Source organism: Aeromonas enteropelogenes, assembly GCF_020097295.1.
GTDB classification, from domain to species: Bacteria; Pseudomonadota; Gammaproteobacteria; order Enterobacterales; family Aeromonadaceae; genus Aeromonas; species Aeromonas enteropelogenes.
The window spans coordinates 845,001-863,256 of sequence record NZ_CP083625.1; the positions used below are offsets into that span (position 1 = coordinate 845,001).

15 protein-coding genes are annotated in these 18,256 nt (G+C 61.9%); 9 read left to right on the forward strand and 6 right to left on the reverse strand.

Annotated elements, in window-relative coordinates:
* Positions 1 to 489 precede the first annotated feature (489 nt).
* Together rapA and rluA are read left to right on the forward strand one after the other, a co-directional pair.
* The gene (gene rapA / locus LA321_RS03915; protein ID WP_042070685.1) at positions 490 to 3,357 is read left to right on the forward strand and encodes an RNA polymerase-associated protein RapA; all 2,868 of its coding nucleotides are present in this window, start codon (positions 490 to 492) and stop codon (positions 3,355 to 3,357) included.
* A 208-nt stretch (positions 3,358 to 3,565) separates the two neighbouring features.
* Positions 3,566 to 4,222, forward strand: coding sequence for a bifunctional tRNA pseudouridine(32) synthase/23S rRNA pseudouridine(746) synthase RluA (gene rluA, locus LA321_RS03920; protein ID WP_042070687.1), 657 nt, complete (start codon positions 3,566 to 3,568; stop codon positions 4,220 to 4,222).
* A 51-nt stretch (positions 4,223 to 4,273) separates the two neighbouring features.
* On the opposite strand, the gene LA321_RS03925 is transcribed toward rluA, so the two are convergent.
* From LA321_RS03925 to treR, 5 genes are all read right to left on the reverse strand, one after another.
* Positions 4,274 to 4,462 (reverse strand): hypothetical protein, encoded by a 189-nt coding sequence (locus LA321_RS03925; protein WP_026458732.1) that lies wholly within the window; start codon positions 4,460 to 4,462, stop codon positions 4,274 to 4,276.
* Positions 4,463 to 4,575: 113 nt separating this feature from the next.
* Positions 4,576 to 5,199 carry a sugar O-acetyltransferase gene (locus LA321_RS03930; protein WP_042070689.1) on the reverse strand — a complete coding sequence of 208 codons (624 nt, stop codon included), beginning with the start codon at positions 5,197 to 5,199 and terminating at the stop codon, positions 4,576 to 4,578.
* A 3-nt stretch (positions 5,200 to 5,202) separates the two neighbouring features.
* Positions 5,203 to 6,864: an alpha,alpha-phosphotrehalase gene (gene treC, locus LA321_RS03935; protein WP_042070690.1), complete on the reverse strand. Its 1,662-nt coding sequence runs from the start codon at positions 6,862 to 6,864 to the stop codon at positions 5,203 to 5,205.
* A gap of 65 nt (positions 6,865 to 6,929) precedes the next feature.
* Entirely contained in the window at positions 6,930 to 8,360 is a 1,431-nt protein-coding gene (treB, locus tag LA321_RS03940) for a PTS trehalose transporter subunit IIBC (protein ID WP_042070692.1), read from the reverse strand.
* 191 nt (positions 8,361 to 8,551) lie between these two features.
* Positions 8,552 to 9,499 (reverse strand): trehalose operon repressor TreR, encoded by a 948-nt coding sequence (gene treR / locus LA321_RS03945; RefSeq protein ID WP_042070693.1) that lies wholly within the window; start codon positions 9,497 to 9,499, stop codon positions 8,552 to 8,554.
* Positions 9,500 to 9,630: 131 nt separating this feature from the next.
* On the opposite strand from treR, the gene LA321_RS03950 reads away from it, so the two are divergent.
* A complete protein-coding gene (locus LA321_RS03950) occupies positions 9,631 to 10,581 on the forward strand; it encodes an AEC family transporter (protein WP_042025158.1) in 951 nt (316 codons plus the stop codon).
* A 413-nt stretch (positions 10,582 to 10,994) separates the two neighbouring features.
* Positions 10,995 to 12,194 (forward strand): mannose-6-phosphate isomerase, class I, encoded by a 1,200-nt coding sequence (gene manA, locus LA321_RS03955; protein WP_042070695.1) that lies wholly within the window; start codon positions 10,995 to 10,997, stop codon positions 12,192 to 12,194.
* A 29-nt stretch (positions 12,195 to 12,223) separates the two neighbouring features.
* Here the strand turns inward: manA and LA321_RS03960 are convergent, their stop codons facing one another.
* Complete coding sequence (locus LA321_RS03960) at positions 12,224 to 13,522, reverse strand: PTS sugar transporter subunit IIC (protein ID WP_041211762.1); 1,299 nt, start codon at positions 13,520 to 13,522, stop codon at positions 12,224 to 12,226.
* Between the two features lie 244 nt (positions 13,523 to 13,766).
* Here LA321_RS03960 and LA321_RS03965 point away from each other — a divergent pair, with 244 nt between their 5' ends.
* From LA321_RS03965 to LA321_RS03985, 5 genes are read left to right on the forward strand one after another with little or no spacing between them, the layout of a single operon-like run.
* Positions 13,767 to 14,072 (forward strand): PTS sugar transporter subunit IIB, encoded by a 306-nt coding sequence (locus tag LA321_RS03965; RefSeq protein ID WP_041211761.1) that lies wholly within the window; start codon positions 13,767 to 13,769, stop codon positions 14,070 to 14,072.
* Between the two features lie 27 nt (positions 14,073 to 14,099).
* Positions 14,100 to 15,446 (forward strand): PTS sugar transporter subunit IIC, encoded by a 1,347-nt coding sequence (locus LA321_RS03970; protein ID WP_042070697.1) that lies wholly within the window; start codon positions 14,100 to 14,102, stop codon positions 15,444 to 15,446.
* Positions 15,447 to 15,493: 47 nt separating this feature from the next.
* Positions 15,494 to 16,876 (forward strand): glycoside hydrolase family 1 protein, encoded by a 1,383-nt coding sequence (locus tag LA321_RS03975; RefSeq protein ID WP_042070699.1) that lies wholly within the window; start codon positions 15,494 to 15,496, stop codon positions 16,874 to 16,876.
* A gap of 32 nt (positions 16,877 to 16,908) precedes the next feature.
* Positions 16,909 to 17,220, forward strand: a complete 312-nt coding sequence (chbA, locus tag LA321_RS03980; protein WP_042070700.1) for a PTS N,N'-diacetylchitobiose transporter subunit IIA — start codon at positions 16,909 to 16,911, stop codon at positions 17,218 to 17,220.
* Positions 17,221 to 17,234: 14 nt separating this feature from the next.
* Positions 17,235 to 18,137, forward strand: coding sequence for an ROK family protein (locus LA321_RS03985; protein ID WP_042070701.1), 903 nt, complete (start codon positions 17,235 to 17,237; stop codon positions 18,135 to 18,137).
* The last annotated feature ends 119 nt before the right edge of the window (positions 18,138 to 18,256 follow it).

Below are 18,256 nucleotides of genomic sequence, written 5' to 3' on the forward strand. Positions count from 1 at the left end.
TCACTTCATCAGACATTGAAAATCAAAAATTGTTTTTGATGCTCGATGCTGTGAGTGCCCACACAGATTGCTTGATTCAAATTGTTAAAGAGCTGCGCGACTTTCATCGCTGCGGGAGTGGCATTCTACTCAACCGCCTTCTCGAGTCAAGCCTTATTTTCACAGGCTTTTCGAGGTCATCAACCCGGCTGTCTGCGTTGCCGCTTGCCGTGTCGATGGAGGCGCATTATAGGGAGATTGATCACATTGGCAAGGGTGTTTTCGAACTAAATTCATCTTTTTGAATCGTTCGCTCACCAATCAACCAAATCGCTCATTAATTCCGCTACAGGCTCGGTGTTGGCTGCGAGATATCGTTCGAAAAGGGGGTAGATCAAGCTTGTAGCGATTTACGGTGACCTCCTCTATATCCATGGTGATCAGGCTCACGCCTTCGGGTAACATAGCGCCCCTTTGCGATTCACACACTCTTGGGCTTTGGAGAGTTTAATGCCTTTTGCACTTGGCCAGCGTTGGATTAGTGATACAGAGACGGATCTGGGTTTGGGGACTGTCGTTGCTGTTGAAGGACGCATGGTTACCCTGTTGTTTCCGGCTACCGGTGAAAACCGTATGTATGCCAAAGAAGAGGCGCCGGTTACCCGGGTCAGCTTCAATGTGGGCGATCAGATAACCAGTCACGAAGACTGGACCATGACGGTCGAAGAAGTGCAGGAGAAAGACGGCCTGCTTATATATGTAGGTGTTCGCACCGACAATGATGAGCCCGTTGCCCTCAAAGAGGTGTTTCTCAACAACTTTATCAAGTTCAACAAGCCGCAGGACCGCCTGTTCGCCGGGCAGATCGACCGCATGTCCCGCTTTACCCTGCGCTATGAAGCCCTGGTTAATCAGCACAAGCGCCGCCGCAATCCGACCCGTGGTCTGGCCGGTGGCCGGGTCAGCCTGATCCCGCACCAGCTTTATATTGCACACGAAGTGGGGCACCGCTACGCCCCGCGCGTGCTGCTTGCCGACGAAGTGGGCCTCGGCAAGACCATCGAAGCGGGCATGATCATCCATCAGCAGCTGCTTTCCGGCCGCGCCCATCGCGTGCTGATTCTGCTGCCCGAAACCCTGCAACACCAGTGGCTGGTCGAAATGCTGCGCCGCTTCAACCTGCACTTCTCCCTGTTTGACGAGGAGCGCTGCATCGAGGCTTTCGCTGATGCGGAGAATCCCTTCGAAACCGAACAGCTGGTGATCTGCAGCCTCGACTTCCTGCGCAAGAAGCGTCGTCGCTTCGAACAGATCCTGGAAGCGGAGTGGGATCTGCTGGTCGTCGATGAGGCGCATCACCTAGAGTGGAGCGAGGAAGCCCCGAGCCGCGTCTACCAGATGGTGGAAGCGCTGGCCGAGCAGGTGCCCGGCGTGCTGCTGCTGACCGCAACCCCGGATCAACTGGGTCACCAGAGCCACTTTGCCCGCCTGCGTCTGCTGGATCCCGAGCGCTTCTACGACTACGACACCTTCCTCGCCGAGGAGCAGGCCTACGGTCAAGTCGCGAGCGCCGCCCAGGAGCTGCTTGATGGCGAGAGCCTGAGCGATGAAGCCAAACAGACCTTGGCAGGCCAGCTTGATGGTCTGGATCTCACTGATGCGGCCGCCCGTCAGCAGGCAGTCGCCAAGCTGCTGGATCAGCACGGCACCGGCCGCGTGCTGTTTCGCAACAGTCGCGCCAACATTCAGGGCTTCCCGGAGCGTCATCTCAACGTCTACCCCATGCCGTTGCCGGAGCAGTACAAGACCGCCATCAAGGTGATGGGCATGATGGGTGGCAACGGCGGCGATCTGCAGACCCGCGCCCTGCGCTACCTCTATCCAGAGAAGATTTTCCAGCAGTTCGAGGGCGACAACGCCAGCTGGACCCAGTTTGATCCCCGTGTCGACTGGCTGCTTGAGCTGCTGCTCTCTGCCCGCCAGCAGAAGGTACTGGTGATCTGCTCCGAAGCCGCCACCGCCATAGCCCTGGAAGAGGCGTTGCGTACCCGCGAGGGGATCCGTGGTGCCGTGTTCCACGAGGGGATGTCCATCCTGGAGCGGGACAAGGCCTCCGCCTATTTCGCCCAGGCAGAGGGTGGTGCCCAGGTGCTGCTCTGTTCCGAGATCGGCTCTGAGGGTCGCAACTTCCAGTTTGCCAGCCATCTGGTGCTGTTCGATCTGCCGCTCAATCCGGATCTGCTGGAACAACGCATCGGTCGTCTCGATCGTATCGGCCAGCAGAACACGGTCGAGATCCACGTCCCCTATCTGGAAGGCACTTCCCAGCGCGCCCTGCAACTCTGGTATCACGACGGTCTGGATGCATTCGAGCAAACCTGTCCGACCGCCCGCCCCGTGTTCGAGGCGGTGCGCGATGAGCTGTTCGAACTGCTGGCCGCCAATACCGGCGATCAAGAGGCACTGGAAGCGCTTCTGACCAAGACTCGCGAGCTGCATGAGCCGCTCAAGGCCAGGCTGGAACAGGGCCGCGATCGCCTGCTGGAAATCCACTCCAGCGGTGGCGAAGCCGCCCAGCAGCTGGTCGACAAGTTGGCCGCCGAAGATGACGACACCGGCATGATCTCCTTCGCCCTGAAGATGTTCGACGAGATCGGCATCAATCAGGACGATCGTGGCGAGAATGCCCTGGTGCTAACTCCGGGCGATCACATGCTGGTCTCCAGCTTCCCGGGGCTACCCCAGGATGGCATGACCATCACCTTCGATCGCACCACTGCCCTGTCGCGGGACGACATGTCGTTCCTCTCCTGGGATCACCCCATGATGCGCGGCGGTATCGACCTGATCCTGGGCTCCGAAATCGGCGCCACCTCGGTTGCCCTGCTCAAGAACAAGGCGCTGCCGGTGGGTTCCATCCTGCTGGAGCTGATCTTCGTCGCCGAATCTGCGGCTCATCCCCAGCTCTATCGCTTCATGCCGCCCACCCCAATCCGCCTGCTGATGGACAAGAACGGCAACAATCTGGGCGACAAGGTGGCGTTTGATGCTTTCAATCGCCAGCTGACACCGGTCAACCGCCACCTGGGCAGCAAGCTGGTGACCGCCTCCCAGCCGGTGATCCACGGCCTCATCGGCCAGGGGCAGGCCATTGCCGAAGAGCTGAAGGCGGAGATCGTCGACAAGGCCCGTGCCCAGATGGCACAGACCCTGCAACAGGATCTCGATCGTCTGGAGGCGCTCAAGGCGGTCAATCCGAACGTGCGCGACAGCGAACTGGATTATCTGCGCAATCTGCAGGCAGAATTGCACCACCTGATCGACCAGACCCAGCTCAAGCTGGATGCCATCCGCTTTATCGTGGTCACTCATAACTGATGAAGCTGTGAAGGCATCATCTGGTTGATAACGACCAGACCCAACGCAAGTTGGATGCCATGCACTTTTTATCCTGGTCACCCATAACTGACAGGGCATAGAAGGCATCATCTGATCGATAACGACCAGAATGCCATTCCCTGTTTTCATGTGGTTACCCATAACTGATGGGGGCTTGCCCCCGCTTTGACCAAAGATGCGAGACGCTATGTTTGTATACTCACCGCCCCTGGAACCCTGGCTCGATATCCTGTTCAAGGACAAGGACATCATGGTGGTCAACAAGCCCACTGGCCTGCTGAGCGTACCCGGGCGCGGCCCCGAGAATGAAGACAGCGTGCTCCATCGGGTGAAGCAGCAGCACCCCAAGGCGGCGGCGGCCCATCGTCTCGACATGGCGACCACAGGCGTGCTGGTGATCCCCCTCAACCCCAACTCCCACCGGGAGCTAAGCCGGCAATTTCGCGAGCGGGAGACCGAGAAGCACTATCTCGCCTGGGTGTGGAGCGAGCCCGAGCAGGATGCGGGTGAAGTGGATCTGCCGCTCTGCGTCGACTGGCCCAACCGGCCGAAGCAGAAGGTGGATTTCGAGGAGGGCCGCCATGCCCTGACCCTTTGGCAGAAGCTGAAGGTGGAAAACGGCAACAGCCTGATCAAGCTGACCCCCATTACCGGTCGCTCCCATCAGCTGCGGGTTCACATGCTGGAGCTGGGTCACCCCATCCTCGGCGACAATCTCTACGCCCATCCGGAGGCGCTGGCGGCGGCACCGCACCTTTATCTGCATGCAGCCAGCCTGACCATCAGCCACCCCCGCAGCGGCGAGCGGATGACCTTCGAGGCACCCGCCCCCTTCGCGGTATAAGGCACAAATAAAAAAAGCCCCCATCAGATGATGGGGGCTTTTGTATCAGTGTCAGACACGAATATCGATTTTGCTTCCCAGTGAAGCGTTGGCCGATGTTGGTGCAGCCTGAGCCGGCTGTACCGCGGTCTGGATCAACTCCAGTGCGGCTTGCCCGTTCTGGGTTTGCTGCTTTTTGGCCAGGCTGGCCGCCAGCAAGGCATAACCTTCAGATGTAGATGCAGAACTAGATATATCCATTGAGTACCTCCTGCCTTCAATAGTATCGGCCAGCCCACCCGAAACATGAGCACTGAATATAAAACAATCTGAAAAGCGCGCAGCATCAATCAGATAGGATCATCGTCAACGCTTTACTCCATGACAGACCCGGTTTCTCCTGCCAGCTCCTCGGGCGTCATTGGTCGCAGTACCTTGCAGGGATTACCGGCCGCCACCACGCCCGCCGGCACATCCTTGGTCACCACGGAGCCCGCGCCGATCACGCTGTTGTCCCCTATGGTGACGCCGGGGCAGATGACGACGCTGCCGCCCACCCAGACGTTGTGGCCGATGCGCACCGGCTTGCCAAACTCCACCCCCTTGATGCGCGGCGCCACCGCCACCGGGTGAGCGGCTGTGTAGATCTGCACCCCGGGCGCCAGCAGCACGTTGTCGCCGATGTGCACCTCGCACACGTCGAGGATGGTGCAGCCCACGTTGGCGTAGAAGTTCTCGCCGACGAAGATGTTGGCGCCGTAGTCGCAAAAGAATGGCGGATTGATGGCGCACTCTTTGCCACGGCCGCCCAGCAGTTCATGGAGCAGGGCATCGCGCGCCGGTTTCTCCTGCCAGCTGGTGTTGACGGTGTGATAGAGCCTGCGGCAGCGCTCGCGCGCTGCTTTCAGCTCGGGGTCGCCCGCATCATAGGGCTCCCCCGCCACCATCCTCTGCCACTCGGGGCCGCGCACCGCCACATTCATCATCACCTCGCTCATCGCCTACTCCACCAGCCAGATCAGGGATTCATAAGGGCGCAGCATACAGGATTGCGGCATGGCCGGGCTATCGGGGTAGTTGCCAAGCAGCAGGCGCCCCTTGCCGGTGGCCAGTTCCTCCGGCAGGGTGAAGTCCACCGGCTCGCCGTAGAAGTTGCTCACCACCAGCAGGGTCTGACCGTTGGCGCGGCGGGCATAGGCCCAGATCTGCGGGTGCCCCGCCAGCAGCTCCTGATAATCCCCCTGGGTAAAGATGGGATGGCTCTTGCGCAGGCGGATCAGATCCCGGTAGTGCCAGAACACCGAGTCGGTGTCGGCCAGCGCCGTTTCGGCATTGATCTCGGGGTAGTTGGCGGCAGGTTTGAGCCAGGGCGTGCCGGCGGTGAAGCCCGCCTTGGGGGCAGCACTCCACTGCATGGGCGTGCGCGAGTTGTCACGGGACTTGGCGCCGAGAATGGCCAGGATCTCGGCCTCGCTCATGCCTTCGGCCTGCTTGATGGCGAAGATGTTGCGGCTCTCCACATCCTGATAGTCATCGATGCACTGATAACCGGGGTTGGTCATGCCGATCTCCTCCCCCTGATAGATGTAAGGGGTGCCTTGCAGACCGTGCAAGGTGCTGGCCAGCATCTTGGCGGCCACCACCCTGTGCTCGCCCTCGTCACCGAAGCGAGAGACGATGCGCGGCTGATCGTGGTTGCACCAGAACAGCGCCGACCAGGCCTTGCCGTGCATGCCGCTCTGCCAGTGGTTGAAGATGCGCTTGAGCTCGAGGAAATCGAACGGTGCCTTGGTCCACTTGTCGCCGCCCGGGTAGTCCACCTTGAGGTGGTGGAAGTTGAACACCATGGAGAGTTCCGAGCCATCCAGCGCGCCATAGCGCTGGCAGTGCTCCAGGCTGGTAGAGGACATCTCCCCCACCGTCATGGCGCCCACCGGGGCGAACACGTCACGACTCACGTCCTGCAAAAATTCGTGGATGCGCGGCCCATCGGTGTAGAAGCGGCGGCCATCGCCACTATCGTCGTTGGGGTACGCCTGCTCCTTGGAGATGAGGTTGATGACGTCGAGCCGGAAACCGTCCACCCCCTTCTTCGCCCAGAAGTGGATGATCTTCTTCACCTCGGCGCGCACGGCCGGGTTCTCCCAGTTCAGATCCGCCTGCTCGCGGGCAAACAGGTGCAGGTAGTACTGGCCGGTGGCGCTGTCCAGCTCCCAGGCGCTGCCGCCAAACTTGGACTGCCAGTTGTTGGGTACGCCACCCTCCACCGGGTCTTTCCAGATGTAGTAGTCGCGGTAGGGGCTGTTTTTGTCCCCCAGCGCCGACTTGAACCAGGCGTGCTCGGTGGAGGTGTGGTTCACGACGATGTCCATCACGATGCGAATGTCGCGCGTGTGGGCGGCGACCAAGAGCGCCTCGAAGTCGGCCATGGTGCCGTAGGCGGGATCAATATTCAGGTAGTCGGCGATGTCGTAGCCGTTATCCACCTGCGGGGAAACGTAGACCGGGGTCAGCCAGAGGGCGTCGACGCCAAGGGTCTTGAGGTAGTCGAGGCGGGCCATGATCCCCTTGAGATCACCGGTGCCACGGGCACCACTGTCCTGAAAGCTCTTGGGGTAGATCTGGTAAATCACGGCGCTCTGCCACCAGGGTGTTTGGCTCATGGGTCTTGCTCTTGTCTCGAATGAAAAGGGAGAGGGCGACCCGCGGGTCGCCCTGATGCGTTAGGTCAGGCGCTGGCCAGCTCCAGCTTGCCGGCCGCCTGCTGGCGCTTGTATACCAGCAGGGTCAACACCACAGGCACTATGATGGCCACCAGCATGGCCACGGCGTAAATGGCCCAGTATTGGGGCTGGATGGAGAGGATGCCCGGCAGGCCCCCTACCCCGATGCCGTTGGCCATCACCCCGGCGAAGCCGCAGATAAGGGCTGCCAAGCTCGAACCCACCATGGCGCACAGCATGGGGAACTTGTATTTGAGGTTGATGCCGTACATGGCCGGCTCGGTCACCCCCAGGTAGGCAGAGATGGCGGCGGGCACCGAGATCTCGCGCTCGTTCTCCTTGCGGCTGATCAGGATGATCCCCACCACGGCAGAAGCCTGAGCGATGTTGGAGAGGGCAATCAGCGGCCAGATCGGGGTGCCGCCCATGCTCTGCATCAGCTGCAGATCCACCGCATTGGTGGTGTGGTGGATACCGGTAATGACCAGGGGCGCATAGAGGAAGCCAAACAGGGCGGCACCGATGGGGGCAAACGAGCCGGTCATAGCCGCCTTGGCAGCAAAACCGACCCCGTCACCAATCCAGCGGCCGAACGGACCGATAAAGGCGTGGGCCACGATCACCGCCAGCAACAGGGAGATGAAGGGGACTATGACCAGGTAGAGGTAGGCCGGGATGATGCGCTTCAAGTTAGTCTCGACCCAGGCGAGGAAGACGCCCGCCAGCAGGGCCGGGATGACCTGCGCCTGATAACCCACCTTCTGGATCACGAACAGACCGAAGTCCCACACCTCGGGAGTCTGCTGGCCTATGCCGTAGGCGTTCATCAGCTGGGGCGACACTAGCGTGATACCCAGCACTATCCCCAAAATCTCGGAGCCGCCCATCTTCTTGACCGCCGACCAGCAGACGCCCACCGGCAGGAAGTGGAAGATGGCCTCACCCAGCAGCCAGAGGAAGGCGTGGACCTGGGCCCAGAACTGGCTGATCTCGGTGAGGGTGTGGGTCCCGTCGTCGAACATCTTGATGTCGCCGATAACGTTGCGAAAACCCAGGATCAGACCGCCGGTGATGATGGCCGGCAGCAGGGGCACGAAGATCTCCGCCAGGTGGGAGATGCCGCGCTCGAGCGGGTTCATGTTCTGGCGCGCCGCCTGCTTGGCTGCCTCCTTGCTGCCGCCGCTGACGCCGATCTCTTCGGTCAGCGCCTTGTACCACTGCTCCACCTCGTTGCCGATGACCACCTGGAACTGGCCACCCTGGGTGAAGCTCCCCTTCACCGCCGGGATGGTCTCGATGGCCTTGCTGTCGGCTTTGGCCGGATCGTTCAGGACGAAGCGCAGCCGGGTCAGGCAGTGGCTGACGGTGGCGATATTCTCCTTGCCGCCGATCTTGTCAATCAGCTGAGCCAGATGTTGTGTGTTGATCTTGGACATGAGCCTTCCCTCTGTGACTCCATTGATAGTGATCTGCCTCGCCCTTCTGAGCCAGTCTGCCGGCTCGAGCGTTATTGGTATCGTTCCCAATCAGCATGACGGCAATTTGGCCAGATCAAAATGGGAACGTTCCCATTTCGTGGTCAACGTCACAAAAAGCGCGTTTTTTGTGCAGTGCTAAGTGATGGGGTTCACAGGGTATGACAGGGAGCTATGGTCGCCAGCGGGCAGCACTCCTGCTCGATCTGACCGAGCAACTGACGGGCCGCCTGCTCCCCCGCCCCCTTGTAACCGAGATCCAGGCTGAGTGCGTTGGGGAAGAGGAAGGTAAGCATGGGGTTGTTGCCAAGACCGGTCACCAACACTTCGCTGCGTCCTTGTTCTTGCAGGTATTTTGCCGCACCAATGGCGAGGGTATCACTGGCGCAGACTAGCGCCTGGGTGGTGGGAGTCAGCAGCTCAACCGCCAGCCGGTAGCCACTTTGCAGGCTGAGGTCACCGAGGGCGCTGCGTGCCGCCAGGCCCTGTTCCCGGCAAAAAGCCAGATAGGCGTCGAGCCGGCGCTGACCCGTGGTGAGATCCGAGGCATCCACCCCGAGATAGGCGATATCGCGGATATTGCGCGCCACCAGCTGGCTCAGCATGGTGTGCACCGCTCCCGCATCATCGAAACAGACCGAAGAGAAGCCCGGATGCTCGCGCGCCACCAGCACCAGCTTCTCTTTCAGCGGTGCCATGGCGTCATAATCCAGATCGTTGAAGGCAAAGAGGATGATGCCATCCACCCCGCGCCGCTCCAGCACCGCCAGATGTTCCTGCACCTTGGCCGGGGAGAACTTGCTCTCCATCAGCACGGCGTCATAACCGCGCTGATAGAGAGTCTCCAGCATGCCGCGCACCGCCTGGTTTTCGGAACTTGAATCGAGCCGCGAGACGATGATGCCCACCACCTGCTGGCTCTGGCTGCGCATGGCCCGCGCCGACTTGCTCGGCACAAAGCCATGCTCGGCGATGATCTGCTCCACCCGCTCACGGGTCGCCTGCTTGACCTTGGGATCCTGATTGAGCACCCGGGAAACGGTCGACTTGCCAACACCGGCAAGGCGGGCGATATCGAGGATGGTCAGCTTCTTGTCCATGAGTCAGGCTCGGCAGTGGAAATTGCCCACATTGTTGTTATTAAGCCCTTTGAATACAAGCCCATGGCGTTAGAATGCCCTTTTGGCCCCGGCGAACGCCGTGCCACCCGCCATTGCACAGGACGCGCATCATGGATCTGTTGGCAAGTCTGCACTTCTCCCTCTCCATTACCGGCCCCATCTGCGTGGTGCTGCTGCTCGGCATCTGGCTCAAGCAGCTGGGCCTGCTGCCCGACAGCTTCGTCGAATCGGCCTCGCGTCTGGTGTTCCAGGTCACCCTGCCGGCGCTCCTGTTCCTCAGCATGGTGCGCACTGACTTTTCGACCATGCCGAGCCCCTGGCTCATCCTCTACGGCCTGCTCGGGACGCTCACCGGTTTTCTGGTGCTGGAGCTGCTGGCGGCCCGCTTCATTCCCGAGCGGCGTCAACGGGGCGTCTTCGTGCAGGGCAGCTTTCGCGGCAACATGGGGATCATGGGGCTGGCCTATGTGCAGAACGCCTACGGGCCGGAAGGGATCGGCGCCGCCGCCCTGCTGGTGGGGTCGGTCACCGTGCTCTACAACATCCTCGCCGTCGTCACCCTGACCCGCAGTCTGGGAGGCAACAAGGGGGTCAAACCCATCCTCAAGGGGATCGCCAAAAACCCCCTCATCATCGCCATCCTGTCAGCACTGCCGTTTGGCCTGCTCGGCATAGAGCTACCCCAGCTGGTCACCACCACCGGTAACTACTTTGCCAACATGACGCTGCCGCTGGCGCTCCTGTGCACCGGCGCCAGCCTCAACCTCAAGGCCCTGCGCGGCGGCGCCATGCTGACCGGCTGGGCCACCGCCAACCGGCTGCTGTGCATTCCCGTGCTGCTGGTCGCGGGTGCCTGGGCGCTTGGCTTCAGCCCGCAGGCACTCGGCATCCTGTTTCTCATCAGCTCCACCCCCACTGCCGCCGCCAGTTATGTGATGACCCGCGCCATGGGGGGTGACAGCTCACTGGCCGCGAACATCATCGCCACCACCACGCTGGGCTCCCTTCTCACCACCAGCCTGGGAGCAGCCCTGATGAACTATCTGGGCTTGATGGGCTAGCCCGGTACTCAGGGCAGACCCAACTCTCTGGTCTGCCCTGACCCGTCTCCGACGAACGCCCTTCTCAGTCATTTCCTCCTATTTTGGAAAACGCTTGCCGTCCAATGTGTCGGCAGGCTCCGAGTATTGCCTTCTGTAGCTCATCATCCCCCCTGCTGGCTGCTGGCTGACGTCCTTATCCTCCTGGGCCGTATCATGACACCACGCGTAGCCGTGGCTGCCTGAACGACGCCTGCCGTTGATACGCAGGCGCGCTGGGCAGAGGGTTTCCTCCCTTATGTCGACCTGTCGCCCCCCCCCCCCCTCTTATGGCGTCATTATCTGATGTGGATCACTCCAACAAAGGAAATCGGTTTCCGTTGTTGGAGTGTACTGATACATTCCGGACATCTCCCTTCTACCATCACCATGAGATGTCCATCATGCATTTATCAACAGCATTTCTGATGCGAAACCCGATCCAGGAATATGACTGGGGTAGTCCTGACGCCTTGACACGGCTATTCGGGATCACGAATCCGGAGCGCAAGCCACAGGCCGAGCTCTGGATGGGGGCTCATCCCAACGGCTGTTCACAGGTCGATGTAGCTGGCCTGCCGACGCCTCTGTCCGAGCTGATCGCCGGGCGTGGCGTGGCGATACTGGGCGAATCCACCTACACCCGCTTCGGGGGGCTGCCCTTCCTGTTCAAGGTGCTCTGTGCCGAGAAGGCGCTCTCCATTCAGGTTCACCCCAGCAAGGCCCAGGCCGAGGCCGGGTTTGCTCGCGAGGTGGCGGAGGGTATCGCCATCGATGCTCCCTACCGCAACTATCGCGATGACAACCACAAGCCCGAGTTGGTGTTCGCCCTGACCCCCTATCAGGCGATGAATGGTTTTCGTGACTTTGCCGCCATCCTGGCGCTGTTTGAGCGGGTGGCAGCGGCCAGTCTGGCGCCGCTGGTGGAGGCGTTCGCCGCCGACCAGAGCGAGGACGGACTGGCACGTTTCTTCCGGGTTCTGCTGACTCTGGAGGGGGAGAGTAAAGAGGCGGCACTCGCCGCCCTCAGGGTCTGTGCCGAGCGCGATCGTCAGGACAAGACTTTTGCCCTGGTGCTGGACCTGTTCACCCAGTATCCGGGGGACGTGGGTCTGTTTGCTCCCCTGTTGCTCAATGTGGTGACGCTGCAACCGGGCCAGGCCATGTATCTGGATGCCGGCACCCCCCACGCCTATGTCCATGGGACCGGACTCGAGATCATGGCCAACTCCGACAACGTGCTGCGGGCCGGGCTGACCGCCAAGCATCTGGACGTGGACGAACTGCTCGCCTGCACCAAATGCCAGCCCAAGCCGGTCGAGACGCTCCTGATCTCGCCCCGTGCGGAGGAAGGGGTACAACACTTCGATGTGCCTGTCCCCGACTTCACCTTCAGTGTCTACGGCGCGGGGGAACACAGGCTGGTCACGGCGAGCGCGGAGATCCTGTTTGCCATCAATGGCTCCCTCTCCCTGCACCGTGACGGCCAGTCCCCCCTGGTATTGGATAGGGGGCAGTCAGCCTTCCTGCCAGCCTGCCTCGGCCCTTATGAGGTGCAGGCCCAGGGCAGTTTTGCCCGCGCAGGCAACCGTTGAGTCAGGCCGCCTCGGGGCGGCCTGCTTGATCAGTGGGCCCTGCGCTCCGTCTCCTGGGCCAGCAGCATCCGCTCGTGAGCGATGAAGAAGGGGCGATAGAGCACGTAGCTGTTGAGGATGCAGACCAGCACCATGAGGGCGTTGGCCAGGCTGCCATTGGCGGCCCAGGCTGCCCCCAGGGGAGAGGGCATGGACCAGGGCAACATGGCGACGAAGCGATCCAGGTAGCCCCACTCGGTCAGCAGCCAGGCCAGGGTGGCATTGACCATGGGGACCCCTATGAAGGGCAGGAAGAAGAGCGGGTTCATGATGATGGGAAAACCGAACAGCAGGGGCTCGTTGATGTTGAACAGCGAGGGGATGAGGCCGAGCCGGCCGACCGAGTGCAGGGTTCGGCTGCGGCTGCGCATGGCCATGAAGACCAGGGGCAGGGTGGTGCCTATGCCTCCGATCAGCAGGTAGTAGTCCCAGAACCCCTGCAGGAAGATGTGGGGCAGGGGCTCCCCCGCCATCAGTGCGCCCTGGTTGGCACTCAGACCCGCCATCCAGAACGGGGAGAGCAGGCCGTTGACGATGAGGGCCCCGTGCACCCCCATGAACCAGAGCAGGTGTGCCACCAGCAGGGCGATGAGCAGTGCCGGCAAGGTATCTGCACCGGTGACCAGGGGCTGGAACAGGTACTCCATCAGCTCGGGCAGCGATATCCCGAAATGCTGTTGCAGCCAGAGCCGCAGCAAGCTGAGGGAGAGGGTGATAAACAGCAGGGGAATGATCAGCTGGAATCCCTGCCGGGTCATCAGGGGGACCTCCTCGGGAAACTGGATGATCCAGCCGGCCCGCTGGAACAGACGGATGACCTCCACCGTATAGAAGGCCGCCAGCAGGGCGGTGAAAATCCCGAGTCCTCCCAGGTAGCCGAAGACCCCTCCCTGCGCCGAGCGAAAGTCAATGAGCAGCAGGAAGGCGACGCAGCCGCACAGGCCGGAGAGGCGCTCCGGCATCTCATACGCCTTGGCCAGGCTGGCGGCGGCTCCGAAGGCGATGATGAGGGAGACCAGGCCGGCGGTATGGCTGTAGACAGGATACAGCCAGGGCATCAGCTGCTGGGAGAGGTCCCGCAGGGCGATGGCCAGCGGGTGGGCGTTGTCGCTGGCGACAGGGGGATAGAGGATGGGCACCAGCAGACTGCCGACGATGATGAAGGGCATGGCGAGCTGAAACCCGTCTCTGAGTGCCATCACGTGCCGACTGCGTGTCAGCCAGTTGGCAACCGGTATCATTCTTTGTTCAACAATGCTGGCCAGCATCCCCATCACTTGCATGTTCATTGCGGCATCTTTCCTCTTCTCGCCAGGCGCTATGGCGTGCCTCCATTCTGCTCTCTTTCGGACTCAGCGTCCGTATTCACCAACCGAGTTTCCCTGTTTTTCTAGCTGGCTCACAAAAAAGGCACGCTTCTCCGGGGAATGGTCGACCTGGATCACAAATGAAATGAATCAAAATGGAAACCGGTTTCCATTCATTTCCGAGATCGGCACAATCCCTCCCATACCACCCCAAGGAGATTATCTGATGAAGAAGATCATGTTGTGCTGCTCCTCCGGCATGTCCACCAGCCTGCTGGTCAAGAAGATGAAGGAAGAGGCGGCGAAACGCGGCCTGGAGGCCGAGATCAACGCCTTCGGTGCCAGCGAGTTCGACAACCAGATGCCCCACTACCAGGTCGTGCTGCTCGGCCCCCAGGTCAAGTACATGCAGGCGGAGCTGGCCGGGCGTGCGGCACCGCACGGCGTGCCGGTGGCCACCATCGACATGATCGATTACGGCATGCAGCGGGGCGACAAGGTGCTGGACCATGCGCTGTCGCTGATCGGCTAACCCGGCTCATTTCACAAGGAACAGTCCATGAACACGCTTTACGACCGCTTCGTCTCGGTGATCGAGCAGAAGATAAGCCCACTGGCCGGCCGTCTCGGTCAGCAGAAGTACATCCAGGCCATCCGCGATGGTTTCATCGCCGCGCTGCCTTTCATGATCGTCGGCAGCTTCATGCTGGTGTTCATCTTCCCCCCCTTCTCGCAAGAGACCCAGTGGGGCTTTGCCCGGGCCTGGCTTGACTTCGCCGGCACCTATCAGGCCCAGCTGCTGCTGCCGTTCCAGCTCAGCATGGGGCTGATGACCCTGTTCATCTCGGTGGGCATCGGTGCCAGCCTGGCCCGGCAAAACGGGCTGGATCCGGTCACTACGGGCCTGCTCTGCCTGATGGCCTTCATGCTGGTGGCCGCGCCCGTCAAGGATGGCCAGATCTCGATGCAGTACTTCTCGGGCCAGGGGATCTTCACGGCCCTGATCACCGCCATCTATGCCGCCGAAGTCTATGCCTTCCTCAAGAAGCACAACATCACCATCAAGCTGCCTCCCCAGGTGCCGACCGGGGTGGCGCGCTCGTTCGAGGTGCTGATCCCGGTGTTGCTCATCATCCTGACCCTGCATCCGCTCAATCTGATCCTTGAGAGCAGCACGGGGATGATCCTGCCCGAGGCCATCATGGCCCTGATCAAGCCCCTGGTCGCCGCCTCCGACACCCTGCCCGCCATGCTGCTGGCCGTGCTGCTGTGCCAGATCCTCTGGTTTGCCGGGATCCACGGCGCCCTGATCGTTACCGGCATCATGAACCCCTTCTGGATGGCCAATCTGGCCAACAACCAGGCGGCCATGGCGGCGGGCGAGGCACTGCCCCACATCTTCCTGCAGGGCTTCTGGGATCACTACCTGCTCATCGGCGGCGTCGGCTCCACCTTGCCGCTGGCCTTCCTGCTGCTGCGCAGCAAGGCGGCCCACCTGAGATCCATCGGCAAGATGGGCGTGGTGCCGGGTCTGTTCAACATCAACGAACCCATCCTGTTTGGCGCCCCTATCGTGATGAACCCGGTGTTCTTCCTGCCCTTCATCCTGGTGCCCATGATCAACGCCACCCTGGCCTGGTTCGCGCTGGATCTGGGGCTGGTGGCACGGGTGGCGTCCCTGACCCCCTGGACCACACCAGCCCCCATCGGTGCCTCCTGGGCCGCGAACTGGGCCATCAGCCCGGCGCTGATGTGCATCCTGTGCATGTGCTCGGCCGCCGTCATGTATTACCCCTTCCTGAAAGCCTACGAGCGCAGCCTGCTCAAGCAGGAAGAGGAGAGAGAAGAAGCTGAAAAAGCCTTCACCGGCGACGTCGCCATGGCGACCCGTCAGAACATCCGCTAATCGAACCACCGGCCGCCAGTCCATGGCGGCCTGACAGGAGACACACCATGCAGTTCCGTTTCCCCGACACCTTCTGGTGGGGCAGTGCCTCATCCGCCCCTCAGGCCGAGGGCGCGAGCCTCCTGGGCGGCAAGGCCCCGACCATCTGGGATCACTGGTTTGCCATCGAGCCGAACCGCTTCCACCAGCAGGTGGGACCGGCCGATACCTCCACCTTCTACCAGCATTTTCGGGATGACATCGCCCTGATGCAGGAGATAGGTCACAACAGTTTCCGCACCTCCATCTCCTGGGCGCGCCTCCTGCCCCAGGGGCGTGGCGAACCCAACCCTGAGGCGGTGCACTTCTACCACGCCATGCTCGACGAGCTGCTGGCACGTGGCATCACCCCCTTCATCAACCTGTTCCACTTCGACATGCCGATGTCCATGCAGGAGCAAGGGGGCTGGGAGAGTCGCAAGGTGGTCGACGCCTTCGCCGAGTTTGCCGCCACCTGCTTCCGGCTGTTCGGGGGCAAGGTCAAACACTGGTTCACCTTCAACGAGCCGATCGTGCCGGTCGAGGGGGGCTATCTCTATGACTTCCACTACCCGAACGTGGTGGACTTCCGCCGTGCCGCGACCGTGGCCTACCACACCATGCTGGCCCACGCCAAGGCGGTGCAGGCCTATCGCGCCCAGGGCCAGGATGGCCAGATCGGCATCATCCTGAACCTGACCCCTTCCTATCCGCGTTCCCAGCATCCGGCGGATCTGAAGGCGGCCAACATTGCCGACCTCTTCTTCAACCGCAGCTTCCTCGACCCGGCGGTCAAGGGTGAATACCCGACCGAGCTGGTGGCGCTGCTGCGGGAATATGACCAGTTGCCGGCCAGCGAGCCGGAAGATCGCGTGCTGCTGGCCGCCGGCAAGGTGGACCTGCTCGGTGTCAACTACTACCAGCCGCGCCGGGTCAAGGCCCGCAGCAACGCGGTCAATTCCGCCAGCCCCTTCATGCCGGAGTGGTTCTTCGACTACTACGAGATGCCGGGTCGCAAGATGAACCCGCACCGGGGCTGGGAGATCTACGAGAAAGGCATCTACGACATCCTGGTCAACCTGCGGGACCACTACGGCAACATCCCCTGCTTCATCTCTGAAAACGGCATGGGGGTCGAGGGGGAGGAGAAGTTCCTCGGCGAGCAGGGCCAGATCCAGGACGACTACCGCATCGCCTTCATCCGCGATCACCTGAGCTGGGTGCACAAGGGAATAGGTGAGGGGTGCCAGTGCCTCGGCTATCACCTCTGGACCTTTGTCGACAACTGGTCGTGGAGCAACGCCTACAAGAACCGTTACGGCTTCGTCCGCCTCGATCTGGCGACCGGCGAGCGCCGCATCAAGAAGAGTGGCGAGTGGTTCGCCGACGTATCCCGCAACGGCGGCTTCTGAGCCGGCATCACAGCAACACCAAGGAGTACAAGATGTTTGATCTCGAAGAAACCGTCATGGGCATCATCATTAACGCCGGTCAGTCCCGCAGCCTGTGCTACGAGGCGCTGCGCAGCGCCAAGCAGGGGCAGTTTGCCGAGGCGGACGACCTGCTGCGGCAGGCCACCGAGGCGGCCAACGCCGCCCACGCGGTGCAGACCAGGCTGATCGAGGCGGATCAGGGGGAGGGCAAGATCCCGGTCACCCTGGTGCTGGTGCACGCCCAGGATCACCTGATGACCTCCATGCTGGCCAAGGAGCTGGTGTGCGAGCTCATCGAACTCTACCGCCGTCAGGCCGCCTGAGAGAGGAGCGCGAGATGTTGCGACTGGGACTGGATATCGGTGGCACCAAGATGGAGGGGCTGCTGCTCGACGGCGAGGGCAACGAGCTGTGCCGGCGCCGCATCGCGACGCCGCAGCAGGGTTACCAGACCTTCATCGAGGTGGTGACCGGTTTTATCCGCGGCTTCGCCGAAGAGGCCGGTGCGCCGGTCAGCATCGGCATCGGCTTGCCGGGGGCGGTGCGTGCCGACAACGGCTGCATCAAGAACGCCAACTGCCTGTTCCTCAACGGCCATCCGCTCAAGGCGGATCTGGAGGCCGCCCTCGGCCAGCCGGTCTGGCTGGCCAACGATGCGGACTGCTTCACCCTGTCCGAGGCCGTTGACGGGGCGGGCAGCGGTGCCAACCTGGTGTTCGGGGTCATCCTGGGCACCGGCTGCGGCGGGGGCATAGTGGCGCATCAGCGCCTGCTGGTCGGTCCCAACGCCATCACTGGCGAGTGGGGACACAATCCGTTGCCCGGCTATGACCCGGTGCGCGATGGCCCGGCCCAGCCCTGCTACTGCGGTCGTCGCAACTGCATCGAGCGCTTCGTGTCGGGGACGGGGTTCGCAGGGCGCTTCGTCGAGCGCCATGGCCGCAGTCTGTCGCCGAAAGGGATCCTGACGGCGGCGGCCGAGGGGGACGAGGAGGCCCAGGCTCACTACGAGCACTTCCTCCATGCCCTGGGGCGCAGTCTGGCGAGCGTCATCAACCTGCTGGACCCGGATGTCATCGTCTTCGGTGGTGGCCTCTCCAACATAGCGCGCCTCTATGAGGACTTGCCGGCGGCCATCACCCCCTGGCTGTTCACCGACCGTTGTCTGACCCGGCTGCTGCCGGCGCGGCACGGGGACAGCAGCGGCGTACGCGGCGCGGCCTGGCTGCCCACCCCCTGATCTGACTCTCTCACCACAGTACCCATACACGGTGCCGGCTGCACCGTGGGGCCGCCCCTTGCCTGCGGCGCCCCTCAATGTCGTGGCCGGGGCCTTTTTTACCACGATAGGACGTTACA